Annotated in this window: 13 protein-coding genes; 11 read left to right on the top strand and 2 right to left on the bottom strand. The window is 68.4% G+C overall.

The genetic code is table 11. From position 1 onward, the window contains the following. Nucleotides 1–39: 39 nt before the first annotated feature. The 4 genes from AC5Y4D_RS13975 (at nt 40) to AC5Y4D_RS13990 (ending at nt 4,874) form a co-directional block, all read left to right on the top strand. Entirely contained in the window at nt 40–1,128 is a 1,089-nt protein-coding gene (locus tag AC5Y4D_RS13975) for a GGDEF domain-containing protein (RefSeq protein ID WP_500037438.1), read from the top strand. 23 nt (nt 1,129–1,151) lie between these two features. Continuing rightward, nucleotides 1,152–2,060, top strand: coding sequence for an alpha/beta fold hydrolase (locus AC5Y4D_RS13980; protein WP_499941255.1), 909 nt, complete (start codon nt 1,152–1,154; stop codon nt 2,058–2,060). Between the two features lies 1 nt (nt 2,061). Then, on the top strand, nt 2,062–3,465 hold the full coding sequence (locus AC5Y4D_RS13985; RefSeq protein WP_500037439.1) for an acyl-CoA synthetase: 1,404 nt from the start codon (nt 2,062–2,064) through the stop codon (nt 3,463–3,465). A gap of 158 nt (nt 3,466–3,623) precedes the next feature. Continuing rightward, nucleotides 3,624–4,874: an MFS transporter gene (locus tag AC5Y4D_RS13990; protein WP_499941418.1), complete on the top strand. Its 1,251-nt coding sequence runs from the start codon at nt 3,624–3,626 to the stop codon at nt 4,872–4,874. On the opposite strand, the gene dapD is transcribed toward AC5Y4D_RS13990, so the two are convergent. After that, nucleotides 4,871–5,815, bottom strand: a complete 945-nt coding sequence (gene dapD, locus AC5Y4D_RS13995) for a 2,3,4,5-tetrahydropyridine-2,6-dicarboxylate N-succinyltransferase (protein WP_500037440.1) — start codon at nt 5,813–5,815, stop codon at nt 4,871–4,873. The two genes, AC5Y4D_RS13990 and dapD, sit on opposite strands and share 4 nt — an antisense overlap. Nucleotides 5,816–5,910: 95 nt before the next feature. On the opposite strand from dapD, the gene dapE reads away from it, so the two are divergent. From dapE to AC5Y4D_RS14010, 3 genes are read left to right on the top strand one after another with little or no spacing between them, the layout of a single operon-like run. Next, nucleotides 5,911–6,975, top strand: a complete 1,065-nt coding sequence (dapE, locus tag AC5Y4D_RS14000; protein ID WP_500037441.1) for a succinyl-diaminopimelate desuccinylase — start codon at nt 5,911–5,913, stop codon at nt 6,973–6,975. 33 nt (nt 6,976–7,008) lie between these two features. Continuing rightward, entirely contained in the window at nt 7,009–7,257 is a 249-nt protein-coding gene (locus tag AC5Y4D_RS14005) for a type II toxin-antitoxin system Phd/YefM family antitoxin (RefSeq protein WP_499941248.1), read from the top strand. Between the two features lies 1 nt (nt 7,258). Continuing rightward, complete coding sequence (locus AC5Y4D_RS14010; protein ID WP_500037442.1) at nt 7,259–7,654, top strand: type II toxin-antitoxin system VapC family toxin; 396 nt, start codon at nt 7,259–7,261, stop codon at nt 7,652–7,654. A gap of 4 nt (nt 7,655–7,658) precedes the next feature. On the opposite strand, the gene AC5Y4D_RS14015 is transcribed toward AC5Y4D_RS14010, so the two are convergent. Next, nucleotides 7,659–9,776 (bottom strand): AAA family ATPase, encoded by a 2,118-nt coding sequence (locus AC5Y4D_RS14015; protein ID WP_500037443.1) that lies wholly within the window; start codon nt 9,774–9,776, stop codon nt 7,659–7,661. A 60-nt stretch (nt 9,777–9,836) separates the two neighbouring features. Here AC5Y4D_RS14015 and log point away from each other — a divergent pair, with 60 nt between their 5' ends. The 4 genes from log to AC5Y4D_RS14035 all read left to right on the top strand — a co-directional run bounded on the left by log (nt 9,837) and on the right by AC5Y4D_RS14035 (nt 14,220). Beyond that, the gene (gene log, locus AC5Y4D_RS14020; RefSeq protein ID WP_499941243.1) at nt 9,837–10,388 is read left to right on the top strand and encodes a cytokinin riboside 5'-monophosphate phosphoribohydrolase; all 552 of its coding nucleotides are present in this window, start codon (nt 9,837–9,839) and stop codon (nt 10,386–10,388) included. Nucleotides 10,389–10,447: 59 nt separating this feature from the next. Continuing rightward, nucleotides 10,448–12,229, top strand: coding sequence for a long-chain-acyl-CoA synthetase FadD6 (gene fadD6 / locus AC5Y4D_RS14025; protein WP_500037444.1), 1,782 nt, complete (start codon nt 10,448–10,450; stop codon nt 12,227–12,229). A 216-nt stretch (nt 12,230–12,445) separates the two neighbouring features. Next, nucleotides 12,446–13,270: a dihydropteroate synthase gene (gene folP, locus AC5Y4D_RS14030; RefSeq protein WP_500037468.1), complete on the top strand. Its 825-nt coding sequence runs from the start codon at nt 12,446–12,448 to the stop codon at nt 13,268–13,270. After that, nucleotides 13,267–14,220 carry a glucosyl-3-phosphoglycerate synthase gene (locus AC5Y4D_RS14035; RefSeq protein ID WP_500037445.1) on the top strand — a complete coding sequence of 318 codons (954 nt, stop codon included), beginning with the start codon at nt 13,267–13,269 and terminating at the stop codon, nt 14,218–14,220. The genes folP and AC5Y4D_RS14035 overlap by 4 nt, the downstream gene beginning before the upstream one ends. The last annotated feature ends 31 nt before the right edge of the window (nt 14,221–14,251 follow it).

Consider the following 14,251-nt stretch of genomic DNA (forward strand, 5'->3'; position numbering starts at 1 on the left):
ACCGTTCTAGACTGCTCTGGACGAAAGGGCTTCCGGCCGGTGCTGAGTGCGTTCAGGAACTTCGTGGTCGGCTGGTGGAATCAGCCGTCCGGTTTCGACTGGACCGTGCAGCAACTCCGCAATCGCGGGTTCCTCCGACTGCATCAGGCGTTCATGGGAATCCTGATGTTGTTCTATGCCGGCATCAGCATCCTGACGGTGGTCTACCCGAATCTGAAAGTGCCCGAAGTCAGTTACCTGATCGTCGGGGTAGCGGTGGTCTCCGGCATCGGCTGGACATTCGGACCCTTTCCGTCCGAGCGGATCTCAGCTCTGTTCATCCTGGTGTCCAACCTCTGTGTTCTCGGGACCGTCATCAACGTCGGCCAGACCTTCCTGGCGATGCCCGGCCTGACGGTGTTGGCGATCAACGGCTTCTACATCGTGGCCCTGCACGGACCGCGTGCTCTGACGCTGCACCTGTTGTTCTCCGCGGCCTCGATTACCTGGTGCTACCTGGAATCGCTGCGGCAGCACCTGTTTCCGGCGAATGTCGTCACCATCAACGTATTGATCGTGGTGCCGATCGTGCTGGGCTTCCCGGTCGTGATGCAGGCTTATCTGCTGACATTGCGGACGGGAGCCGTTGAGGCCCTGCATGATCCGTTGACCCACCTCAACAACCGGCGCGGCCTGGAGGACAGTCTGGACGGTCTGGTGGGCGACACCACAGCGCCGCTGACGGCCCTCACCATCGACATCGACCAGTTCAAGGCGATCAACGACACCCACGGTCACGAAGCCGGTGACCGGGTGCTCACCACCCTCGCCGAATGCATGCGTGCCGCCCTCGCCGAGGCACCGTTCGACACGGCCGCGGCGCGGATCGGTGGTGAGGAGTTCGTGATCGTGTTGCGGGGCGAGAGCGAGGCCGGGCACGGGGTGGCCCGCCGGATCCATGCGGCGCTGGCCGGCAACGCGGCGGCGCCGCAATTCACCGTGAGCATCGGTATCGCCACCGGCACCTGCTCATCGAGCACGGTGCACAACGTGGTGCACCGCCTCATCGACCGCGCGGACTCGGCAATGTACCTGGCGAAGCGAGCCGGTGGTGACCGTACCGAGGTGAAGCCGGAAAAGGTCGCCTGAACTGCGCTGATAGGCTGCTGCGCATGCCTGTCGCGATCGCCCGACCCAAGCTCGAAGGAAACATCGCCGTCGGCGAGAACCGCCAACTCGGCTTCGCCGAATTCGGCGCGCCGCAGGGTCGCGCGGTCTTCTGGCTGCATGGCACGCCCGGCGCACGCAGGCAGATCCCCACCGAGGCCCGCGTCTACGCCGACCTGCACGACATCCGCCTGATCGGCGTGGACCGTCCCGGCATCGGCTCGTCGACTCCGCACCGGTACGAAACCATCGCGGCCTTCGCCGACGACCTGCGCGTCATCGCCGACACCCTGGGCATCGACAAGATGGCGGTCGTGGGCCTGTCCGGCGGAGGTCCCTACACGTTGGCCTGCGCGGCCGGGCTGTCCGACCGGGTGGTGGCCGTCGGCGTACTGGGTGGCGTGGCCCCGACCCAGGGACCTGACGCGATCAGTGGCGGAGCGATGAACCTGGGCCTGCGGGTGGCGCCACTGCTGAAGTTCGGCGGCAACCCGCTGCGGATCGGTGCCAGCATGCTGATCCAGTCGATCCGGCCGGTCGCATCCAGCGCGCTCGACATCTATGCGCTGTTGTCACCGGAAGCCGACCGGCATCTGCTGACCCGGCCCGAGTTCAAGGCGATGTTCCTCGACGACCTGCTCAACGGCAGCCGCAAACAGCTGGCCGCGCCGTTCAACGACGTCATTCTGTTCGCCCGCGACTGGGGATTCCGGCTCGAGGACGTGACGGTCCCGGTGCGCTGGTGGCACGGCGACCACGACCACATCATCCCGTTTGCGCACGGCGAGCACGTCGTCTCCCGGCTGCCCGACGCCGAGCTGTACCACCTGCCGGAGGAAAGCCATCTCGCCGGGCTGGGACGCGGCGAGGAGATCCTGGAGACCCTGCTCAAGATCTGGGACGAGCGGGCCTGACGTGCTGCTGACGTCGCTGAATCCCGCGGTAGCCACCGCCCGCGACGTGCCGGACGCGGTCAGCATCGACGGGTTCCGGCTGAGCCGCGGCGACCTGGTGGGTGCCGCGACGTCGGTGGCCGAGCGGGTGGCCGGCGCCCACCGGATCGCGGTGCTGGCCACCCCGACGGCATCGACGGTGCTGGCGATCGTCGGGTGCCTGATCGCCGGCGTGCCGGTCGTGCCGGTACCCGCCGACGTCGGCGTCGCCGAACGCCGGCACATGCTCACCGATTCCGGCGCCCAGGCGTGGCTGGGGCCGCTGCCGGAGGATCCCGCTGGGCTGCAACACATTCCGGTGCGGCTCCATGCCCGGTCCTGGCACCGCTACGCCGAGCCGGCGCCGGATGCGCTGGCGATGATCGTCTACACATCGGGCACGACGGGTCTGCCCAAGGGTGTGCAGGTGAGCCGCCGGGCGATCGCCGCGGACCTCGACGCGCTGGCCGAAGCGTGGCAGTGGACGCCCGACGACGTGCTGGTGCATGGGCTGCCGCTCTATCACATCCACGGCTTGGTGCTCGGCCTGCTCGGGTCGCTGCGGGTAGGAAATCGGTTCGTGCACACCGGAAAACCCACACCGGCCGGCTACGCGGGCGCCGGCGGCACGCTCTACTTCGGGGTGCCGACGGTGTGGTCGCGGGTGGTGGCCGACCAGAGTGCCGCGCAGGCATTGCGACCGGCGCGGCTGCTGGTGTCCGGGAGTGCCGCACTTCCGGTGCCGGTGTTCGAACGGCTCGAGGAACTGACCGGGCACCGGCCCATCGAACGCTACGGCGCGTCGGAGTCGTTGATCACCGTCTCCACTCGGGCCGACGGCGAGCGCCGCCCGGGTTGGGTGGGTCTGCCGCTGGCCGGGGTGCAGACCCGGATGGTCGACGACCACGGTGCCCCGGTGCCGCACGACGCGGAAACCGTTGGCAAGCTTCAGGTTCGGGGTCTGACGCTGTTCGACGGTTACCTGAACCGACCGGAAGCCACCGCCGAGGCATTCACCGACGACGGGTGGTACCGAACCGGGGACGTCGCCGTCGTCGACGAAAGCGGAATGCACCGCATCGTGGGCCGCGAGTCCGTCGACCTGATCAAGTCCGGCGGGTACCGGATCGGCGCCGGCGAGATCGAGACGGTACTGCTCGCACATCCCGGCGTCGACGAGGCCGCGGTGGTCGGGCCGCCCGACGAAGATCTGGGTCAGCGGATCGTGGCCTACGTCGTCGGCACGGCCAGCCCTGACGAGTTGATTCAGTTTGTCGCTGAGCAACTTTCGGTGCACAAGCGGCCGCGCGAGGTGCGGATGGTTGAGTCGCTGCCCCGCAATGCGCTCGGCAAGGTTCTCAAGAAGCAGTTGCTGGCCGAAGGCTGAGTCCCTGTCGCGAGCGCGCGCAAATGTACGGCCATCGCGGCGTGTCGCTGTACATGCACTGCCAGCGAGTTACCAGCATTTTCCAGGGAAACAGCCGCGTGCCGTCGCCTACCGTTTTTAAGGTGTCTGTCAGCACGATTGCTCCCAAGGTCACGCCGATGCGGCGGGTGGCCCTGGCCTGCCTGGTCGGATCGGCCGTCGAGTACTACGACTTCTTCATCTACGGCACCGCGGCGGCGCTGGTCTTTCCCACCGTGTTCTACCCGCACCTAGGACCGACGATGGCCACCGTCGCCTCGATGGGGACCTTCGCCACCGCGTTCCTGTCCCGGCCGCTGGGCGCCGCCGTCTTCGGGCATCTCGGTGACCGGTTGGGCCGTAAGCGCACCCTGGTCGCCACCCTGCTGATCATGGCGCTGTCCACCGTGACCGTGGGTTTGGTGCCCAGCACGGCAACCGTCGGCGCCGCGGCCCCGCTGATCCTGATCGTGCTGCGGATCATGCAGGGTTTCGCCGTCGGCGGCGAATGGGCCGGATCGGCCCTGCTGAGCGCCGAATCGGCGCCTGTCGGCCGACGCGGGTTCTACGGGATGTTCACCGCGCTCGGCGGCGGTATCGCGCTGGTGCTGACCAGCCTGACGTTCCTGGGCGTCAACGCGACCATCGGTGAAGGCAGCCATGCCTTCATGCAATGGGGATGGCGCATTCCCTTCCTACTCAGCGCGGTGCTGATCGTCATCGCGCTGTACGTGCGGCTCAACATCAAGGAGACACCCGTCTTCGCCGGTCAGCAGACCAAAGCTGCCGCGCCGCTGGCCGAAGTGCTGCGACTGCAGCGCCGGGAGGTGGTGCTGGCCGGCGGCAGCGTGCTCGGCTGCTTCGCGTTCACCTATCTGGCGAGCGCGTATCTGCCCGGCTACGCCCACACTCAGCTCGGCTATTCGCGCAACCTGATCCTGGTCGTCGGGGTGTTGGGCGGGCTCACCTGCCTGGTGTTCGCCGCGCTGACGGCGGGGTTGTGCGACCGGTTCGGGCGGCGGCGCGTGCTGTTGGTCAGCTGGGCCGCGGCGCTGCCGTGGGCGTTGTCGGTGATGCCGCTGATCGACTCCCGCGACCCGGTGTTGTTCGCGGTCGCCATCCTGGGCATGTACGCCGTCTCCGCGAGCTGCTTCGGCCCGGTCGCTGCGTTCGTCCCCGAACTGTTCGCCACCCGCTACCGCTACACCGCGACCGCGCTGTCGATCAACCTGGCCGGCATCGCCGGCGGCGCGGTTCCGCCGCTGATCGCCGGCTGGCTGTTGGCCGCTCATGGGGCCGCCGGTATCGCGTTGATGCTGGTGATCCTGGTGGTGATCAGCCTGGCGTGCGTCTACCGACTGCCCGAAACGCGCGGCACCCGGCTGCGCTAGTTGGCGTGCAGGTCCTCGTTGAGCGCAATGCCCTGGCCGCCGCGCGGCACCACCTCGACCGCGCCACTGAGTGAATTGCGCCGGAACAGCAGGTTGTTGCCGCCGGAGAGCTCACTGGCCTTCAGCGTCGCGCCGTCGGGCCCGGTGAGTTTGGTGCCCGCGGTGACGTACAGGCCGGCCTCCACCACGCAGTCGTCACCGAGGGAAATGCCCAGTCCCGCATTGGCGCCCAGCAGGCAGCGTTTGCCGATCGAGATGACCTCGGTCCCGCCGCCGGACAGCGTGCCCATGATCGAGGCACCGCCGCCGATGTCGGAGCCGTCGCCGACGACCACGCCCGCCGAGATGCGGCCTTCCACCATCGACGCGCCCAGCGTGCCGGCGTTGTAGTTGACGAAACCCTCGTGCATCACCGTCGTGCCCGCCGCCAGGTGCGCGCCCAACCGGACCCGGTCGGCGTCGGCGATGCGCACCCCGGACGGCACCACGTAGTCGACCATCCGCGGGAACTTGTCGATGCCGTACACCGTGACCGGTCCATGTCGGCGCAGCCGCGCCCGCACCGCCTCGAAGCCCTCGATGGCGCATGGTCCGCGGTTGGTCCAGACCACGTTGGTCAATACCCCGAACAAGCCGCCCGCGTTGAGCCCGTGCGGCGCCACCAGGCGGTGGGAGAGCAGATGCAATCGCAGGTAGGCGTCGTAGGCGTCGCCGGCCTGTTCGTCGAGGGAGCCGATGACCGTGCGGATCGCGATGGTCTCGGTCTGGCGGTCGTCGTCACGGCCCACCAGCGCTCCCAGCACGGCGGGAAGATCCGACAGGGCCAATCGTGTTGTGGCGCTGGTGTCCGACTCCGTCAGTTCCGGTTCAGGAAACCAGGCATCGAGGACAGATCCGTCGGAGGCCAGTGTCGCCAGGCCGATACCTGCTGCTCCAGTCACGGCGGCAAGGTTACTTTCCCCCCGCGAGCAGACGCAAAAGTCCCCTTTTTCGTCCCGAATAAGGGGACTTTGCGTCTGCTCGGCATACTTGGTGAGTGTTGGACCTGAAGGGTGATCCCGTTGAGCTGACCGCCGCGCTGGTCGACATCCCCAGTGAGTCGCGCGACGAGGCGCGCATCGCCGACGAGGTCGAGGCGGCGCTGCGCGCCCAGACGACCGGCTTCGAGATCGTGCGCAACGGCAACGCGGTGCTGGCCCGCACTGCGCTGAACCGGCCGTCGCGGGTGCTGCTGGCCGGGCATCTGGACACCGTGCCGGTCGCCGATAACCTGCCAAGCCGGCTGGACGGCGCAGAGTTGCACGGCTGCGGTACCGCGGACATGAAGTCCGGGGACGCGGTCTTTCTGCACCTGGCTGCCACCGTTGCCGAACCGGCGCACGACTTGACGCTGGTGATGTACGACTGTGAGGAGATCGACTCGGCGGCAAACGGTTTGGGCCGTATCGAGCGCGAGTTGCCGGACTGGCTGACCGCCGACGTCGCCGTCCTGGGCGAACCCACCGCCGGCTTCATCGAGGCGGGGTGCCAGGGCACGTTGCGGGTCGTCGTCAGCGCCGCCGGAACGCGGGCGCACTCGGCACGATCGTGGTTGGGCGACAACGCAATTCACAAACTCGGCGGGGTCATGCGGCGACTCGCGGCGTATCAGCCGCGCAGCGTCGACATCGACGGCTGCGTGTACCGGGAGGGGTTGTCGGCGGTGCGCATCGAGGGCGGCATCGCCGGGAACGTGATTCCCGACGCCGCCTCGGTGACGGTCAACTTCCGCTTCGCCCCCGACCGGTCGCCGCAGGCGGCGCTCACCCATGTCCACGAGGTGCTCGACAGGCTCGACGTGCAGATCACGCTGACCGACTCCGCGGCCGGTGCGCTGCCCGGTCTGTCGGCCCCCGCGGCGAGGTCTCTGGTCGAGGCCGCCGGGGGACAGGTTCGGGCGAAATACGGCTGGACTGACGTGTCACGCTTTGCCGCGCTTGGCATTCCGGCGATCAATTACGGTCCCGGTGACCCCAACCTGGCGCACAAGCGGGACGAGCGGGTGCCGGTCGCCAACATCACCGCGGCGGTGGAGATGCTGCGCAGCTATCTCAGCGCGTAGCCTGCTGTAGCACAAGTTGCTACAATCGGATGCGTGGTCCGGACGATCCCGCAGCGCGAACTGCGTAACGAGAACGGCAAAGTCATCGAGGCCGTAGCGGCGGGTGAGACCTTCGTTGTGACTCGAAATGGCGAACCGGTAGCCGAGCTTCGCCCCGTCAAGGCCGCTCGAAGCACCTTCGTCTCCCGCGACGAGGTGGCGGCGTTGCGGGATAGCGCGGTGCGCATCGACCATCGGCAGTTCCGGGTTGACCTGGATCGCGCGGTAGACCAAGGAATTTGAGTTGACCCGTGGCTTGCTTGACACCTCGGTCGTCGTCGACTGGCATGATCCCGCGGTGCTGGCCGCAATGCCCGACGAGGTGGCGATCTCGGCGATTACGGTCGCCGAACTGGCCGCCGGTCCGCGGTTGACCTCCGATCCGATGGAAGCGTCCCGACGCCAGGTCCGACTTCAGGAAGTGGAGTCACTTATCCAACCGCTGCCCTTCGATGCAGTCGCTGCACGCAGTTACGGACTTGTGGTCGCGGCTGTGGCCGGCGGAGGTCGCAAGCCGCGCAGCCGATTCGCTGCCCTCCTGATCGCGGCCACTGCACACGCCAACGGTCTCGACCTCTACACCCGAAACGGCGATGATTTCAGCCGACTCGACGACCTCATCCGGGTCGTCTCCATCTGAGTCGCTAGCCCTGCGCCTGCGCGGCGGCATCCGCGGCCGCCGCGCCCATCCCGATCGTGCCGAATTCGTCGGCCACCTCTTGCAGTGCGGCAGCGTCCCGACTGGCCAGCGCACGGGCATGCCGGACGACGAGATCGCCTACCTTGCAATTGATTTCGGCCGCCAAACGGGTCACCGGTTCCACCGCCCGGACATCGCCCAGCCGGATGGCGTCGTGCCACGCGCAGAGCGCGACCGCCGATTGCCCGGCGCGTTCGGCCATGCGGGCAGCATCTCGCGCCGCTGACGTCGCGCCCATCGGGTCTCGTGCCGTGGCCCGGGTCCACGCCCGAGCCTGACCCAGCTCAGGGGCGAACACCGCCGACTTGGTTCCGTGCCGGGTTTCAGCGCGCCGCAACGCTTTTGCCGATCCCGGGATGTCGCCCTGGCGGGCGATGGTGGTGGTCAACAACATCAGCGACAGCGGACCCCAGGAGTAGCCGGACCGTTCCAGCACGGCCGCCGCGGGTTCCAACAACGCTGCGGCGGCGCCGAATTCGCCCTTGACGTTCAACACGTAGGCCAGCAGCACCTCCCCGACGGCCCGTCCGGGTTGCTGCAGTTCGGCGAAGTCGGTGAATTGCTGAGCCAGCGCCTGTGCCTGGTCGGTCTCGCCCGCCATCAGCAGCGACGTGATCTGCGCCAGACCAGCGGTGAACCGCAACAGGCCGGGATGTTCTGCGGCGGTGGCTCTTTCGGCGAGCGCGGCGACGTCGCCGAAGCGACCCATTCGGGCCGAGGACAGCGCGGCCGAACTGGCTGCCCATGCCACAGCCATGTCCCCTGCAGTCGGTGCCGAGAGCACTTCGGTGGACACCGCGATGGCCCGGTGCAGGTTCCCCGAGTTCATCGCGAACGTGGCGCTCAACCCGTCCAGCACGTTTTGTGACGCCGGCTCGGTCACCCGGTTGCGGGTCGTCTGCAAGAACGCCGTCGCCTTCTCCGGCTCACCGAGCATCCAGAACTGGTTGGCCGCCCGCGGCACCGCCCACGCGATCAAGTCCGCCTCAGAGAGGTCGGCGGGGTTCACCGCGGCCAACAACTGGCCGGCCTCCCGGCCGCGGCCCTGCCAGGCCAGCGCCTGACCCAGCACCAGGCGGGCATCCAGGCCGCCCGACCGGTCCAGCACCGCCCGCGCCAACCGTTCGGCGAGTAACAGATCTCCCAGCCGCAGCGCCTGCTGGGCGGCGGCGGTGACTTCGGTGACCGGCTGCAGCGCGTCGCAGTCCAGCGCCAGCGACGCCAGTCGCAACCGGTCGCTGGGGTGCTCACAGGAGTGCTGGGAAAGCAACTCGACCAGCGCGGTGCGCCGCCGGCGCAGATCGGCGGTGCTCAGCGCGACCCGGGCGCGTTCCCCGAACATCGGGTGCGCGGTGTACACGACCGGTTCGTCGTCGTTGCGGACCCGGGTTTCTGCGGCGCCCAGCTCTGCCGCCTGGGCGACGGCACCGTCGCCTGCCAGCACGGTCAGATCGGCCACCGTCAACGGCTCCACCAAAGCCAGGTAGTCCAGCACCAGGCGCGCGGGTGCAGGTAACTCGGCGAGGAACTCGTCGACCTCCGCCGACGTCGTGGCCCCACCGGGAGGCTCGATGTCGATCCGGTCCAGCAGGTCGTCCGTCCACAACGCGGCGACGGCGGCGGGAGCGGCGTCGGCGCGCGAGGTCACGATCATCCGAGCCGTACCCGTGCGGGCCAGCTGGTACACCAGGGTCGCCGACAGGATGTCCAGGTCGTGCGCCTCGTCGACGACGAGCAGCAAATCGCCCTGGTGGGCGTGGGCGGTCCGGGTCAGCGACGCGCGGGCGGCCCGCAACAGCTTCGCCGGTTTGCCGATGTCGGAGATCTCGACCAGATGGCCGAAGGCACCGAACGGCACCACACGCTCGGTCGGGGTGCCGACGACCCAGCGGGTGACGGTTGCCGGATGTTCGCTGCAGAAACGCTCGGCGGCCAACCGGGCCAGGGTCGACTTGCCGACGCCGTCGGGCCCGAGGACGATCGCGCCACCAGAACCCTCCAGCGCGCCGTACAGCCGCTCCAACGCCTCGGTGTGTTGCGGGACGTTCCAGCGGATCGGCACCGTTCGACTTTATGGCCCACCGGCGTGTGCCGGGGAAGGTGGGCGGTCTACCTTTCGGGTATGCCCTCAGACGGCCGGCTGGCGGTGGCCGTGTACTGCGCTGCCGCACCGACGCACCCCGAACTGCTGGAATTGGCCGCGGAGCTCGGTTCCGCGATCGCCGCGCGCGGATGGACGCTGGTGTGGGGCGGTGGGCACGTGTCGGCGATGGGGGCGGTGGCCTCGGCCGCGCGGGCTGGCGGCGGCTGGACCGTCGGCGTGATCCCCACGATGCTGCTGGACCGTGAACTGGCCGACCGTCAGGCCGACGAACTGATCGTCACCGACACGCTGAGCGAGCGGAAGCAGGTCATGGAAGGGCGGGCCGATGCGTTCATCGCACTGCCGGGGGGTGTCGGCACCCTCGACGAACTGTTGAGCGCGTGGACCGAGGGGTATCTCGGCGTGCACGACAAGCCCATCGTGATTCTGGACCCGTGGGGGCATTACGACGCCGTGCGGACGTGGATCTTCGGACTGCTGGACAGCGGCTACGTCTCCCAGGCCGCGGTGGACCGACTGGTGGTGGTCGATAAGGTCGGCGAAGCGCTGGACGCCTGCGCACCGGCCTGACCGGTCCAGGCCGCCCTGCGGTATGTACTCAGGGGTCTGCAAGGGAATCGAGGGATCAGGTGGCCGATCACGACGGTGACACGAACACACGAGTCAAACTGACCGACCTCGCGGTACGGATTCCCGGGCTGGTGGCCGACGCGCCCTCGATCCTGCGTGCGGTGAAGACCGGCCTGCTGCCGCGTCCCGGTTCCAGGACGTCGATCGGCGCGGTGTTCCAGGAGCGCGCCGCCCGCTACGCCGACCGGGTTTTTCTGAAGTTCGGCGACCAGCAACTGACGTACAGCGAGGCGAACGCCGCCGCCAACCGCTACGCCGCCGTGTTGGCCGCCCGCGGCGTCGGGCCCGGCGACGTGGTGGGAGTGATGCTGCGCAACTCGCCCAACACCGTGCTGACGATGCTGGCGGCGGTCAAGTGCGGCGCGATCGCCGGCATGCTCAACTACCACCAGCGTGGGGACGTCCTGCGGCACAGCCTGGGCTTGCTGGATGCCAAGGTGCTGGTCGCCGAATCCGACCTGGTCAGCGCCGTCAGCGAAGCCGGCGGGTCGGCCGGGGACGTGCTGACCATCGAAGACGTCGAGCAATTCGCCGCGACCGCGCCGGCGACCAACCCGGACTCGGTGTCGACGGTGCGTGCCCGGGACACCGCGTTCTACATCTTCACCTCCGGCACCACCGGCTATCCGAAGGCCAGCGTGATGACGCACTACCGGTGGCTCAAAGCCCTCGGCGCATTCGGCGGGCTGGGGCTGCGGTTGAAGGCCTCCGACACCATGTACAGCTGCCTGCCGCTGTACCACAACAATGCGCTGACCGTCGCGCTGTCGTCGGTGATCAATTCCGGTGCGACGCTGGCGCTGGGCAAGTCGTTCTCGGCTTCACGGTTCTGGGACGAGGTGATCGCCAGCGATGCCACCGCGTTCATCTACATCGGCGAAGTGTGCCGCTACCTGCTCAACCAGCCGGCCAAACCGACCGACCGCAAGCACAAGGTCCGCGTCATCGCCGGCAACGGGCTGCGCCCGGACATCTGGGACGAATTCACCAAACGATTCGGCATCGCCCGGGTCTGCGAGTTCTACGCCGCCAGCGAAGGCACCACGGCGTTCATCAACATCTTCAACGTGCCGCGCAGCACCGGCATCTCGCCGATGCCGCTGGCCTACGTCGAATACGACCCCGACACCGGTGAACCGGTGCGCGACGACAACGGACGGGTGCGGCGCGTGCCCGCCGGCGAGCCGGGCCTGTTGCTCAGCCCGGTCAACCGGCTGCAGCCCTTCGACGGCTACACCGACAAGCAAGCCACCGAAAAGAAGCTGGTGCGCAACGCATTCAAAGACGGCGACACGTATTTCAACACCGGCGACGTGATGAGCCCGCAGGGCCTGTTCCATGCCGCGTTCGTCGACCGGTTGGGCGACACGTTCCGCTGGAAGGGCGAGAACGTGGCGACGACCCAAGTCGAGGCCGCGGTGGCGTCGGATTCTCAGGTCGAAGAATGCACCGTGTTCGGCGTCGAGGTGCCCGACACCGGTGGGCGCGCCGGGATGGCGGCGGTCAAGCTGCGCGAGGGCAAGGAATTCGACGGCCAGTCCCTGGCGCGCGCGGTGTACGACAAGTTGCCGGCCTACGCGCTGCCGCTGTTCGTGCGGTTGGTCGAGTCCCTGGAGCACACTACGACGTTCAAGAGCCGCAAGGTCGAGCTGCGCAAGCAGGCTTACGGCTCCGATATCGAAGACCCGCTCTACGTGCTGGCCGGCCGTAAGGAGGGCTACGTCGAGTACTACGACGAGTATCCGGGAGAGGTCGCGGCGGGTAAGCGGCCGCAGGGCTGACGGGCGTCGCTTGCGCGCCCGCATTGACTGTGAAGTCTCGGCGTTGCCGGTGAGCTCAGGGCGGGATTTGTTTCGATTTTCCCGCCGTACTTTCACCGGCGAAGCCCTCGTTTCACGCCCAATGCCGAAAGCACGCCGGTGACCACGACCAGGCACCATAGAGTCGTGCCGGCAACCTTCTGCGGCCGCCCGGTCGCGGCGGATCGCGCGCTGATCATGGCGATCATCAACCGCACCCCGGACTCGTTCTTCGACCGCGGCGCGACGTTCAGCGACCAAGCCGCTCAAGACGCCGTGCACCGCGCGATCGGCGACGGTGCCGACGTCATCGACGTCGGTGGGGTCAAAGCCGGGCCCGGCGAAACCGTCGACCCCGACACCGAGATCGCCCGGCTGGTGCCGTTCGTCGAGTGGCTGCGCAACGCCTACCCCGACCAGCTGATCAGCGTCGACACCTGGCGCTCCGAGGTCGCAGAACTCGCCTGTGCGGCCGGGGCGGACATCATCAACGACACCTGGGCAGGCGTGGATCCACGCCTCCAACAGGTGGCTGCCGAGTTCAACGCGGGCCTGGTGTGCTCGCACACCGGCGGTGCGGCGCCCAGGACACGGCCATTCCGGGTGAGTTACGGTACGACTACCCGCGGCGTGGTGGACGACGTGATTCGCCAGGTCACGAGCGCCGCCGAGCGGGCAGTTGCGGTCGGAGTGGCCCGCGACCGGGTACTGATCGACCCCACCCACGATTTCGGCAAGAACACCTTCCATGGGCTGATCCTGCTGCGGCACGTGGCCGAACTCGTCGGTACCGGGTGGCCCGTGCTCATGGCGTTGAGCAACAAGGACTTCGTCGGGGAGACTCTGGGTGTGGACGTGACCGAACGGCTCGAGGGGACACTGGCGGCTACCGCGCTCGCGGCGGCCGCCGGAGCCCGCATGTTCCGGGTCCACCAGGTCGCGGCCACCCGCCGGGTGCTGGAGATGGTCGCCTCGATCCAGGGCACCCGCCCGCCGGCGCGCACCGTGAGAGGACTGGGATGACGGCCTCGGAGCTGGATCTCGCCGCTGACGGCGTGCTCGCGGCGCGACCCGGGGACACCTGGTTCGCCGACCGCAGCTGGAACCGTCCGCGCTGGACGATCGGCGAACTCGTCGCCGCCAAGGCCGGGCGCACGATTTCGGTGGTGCTGCCGGCCTTGAACGAGGAAGAGACCATCGGATCGGTCATCGACAGCATCTCCCCGCTGGTAGACGGGCTGGTCGACGAGCTGATCGTGCTGGATTCGGGCTCGACCGACGACACCGAGATCCGGGCCATCGCGGCCGGCGCCCGCGTCGTCAGCCGCGAGCAGGCCGTGCCCGAACTGCCGGCCCGGCCCGGCAAGGGCGAGGCGTTGTGGCGCTCGCTGGCCGCCACCAGCGGCGACATCGTCGTGTTCATCGATTCCGACCTGCTCAACCCGCATCCCATGTTCGTGCCCTACCTGGTCGGTCCGCTGCTCACCGGCGACGGCATCCACCTGGTCAAAGGTTTCTACCGGCGACCGCTGAGCGACGGCAACGCCACCGGGGGCGGCCGGGTCACCGAACTCGTGGCCCGCCCGCTGCTGGCCGCGCTGCGACCCGAACTGGGGTGCGTGCTGCAGCCGCTGGGCGGGGAGTACGCAGCCAGCCGGGAGCTGCTGACGTCGTTGCCGTTCGCGCCGGGCTACGGCGTGGAGATCGGCCTGCTCGTCGACACCTTCGATCGGCTGGGACTGGATGCGATCGCGCAGGTCAACCTGGGTGTCCGGGCGCACCGCAACCGGCCGCTGGAGGAGCTGGGTGCGATGAGTCGCCAGGTGATCGCCACCCTGTTGTCCCGGTGCGGGGTCCCCGACTCCGGGGTCGGCCTGACGCAGTTCTCGCCGGCCGGTGAAGGTTACACCCAGCACACCTGGCCGGTGTCGTTGGCCGACCGTCCACCCATGGATGTGCTCCGGCCGCGCTAGAAACCGACGTGTCAGTGCCGTAGGGCAAGAT

It is taken from the genome of Mycobacterium sp. NGS67, from assembly GCF_059812185.1.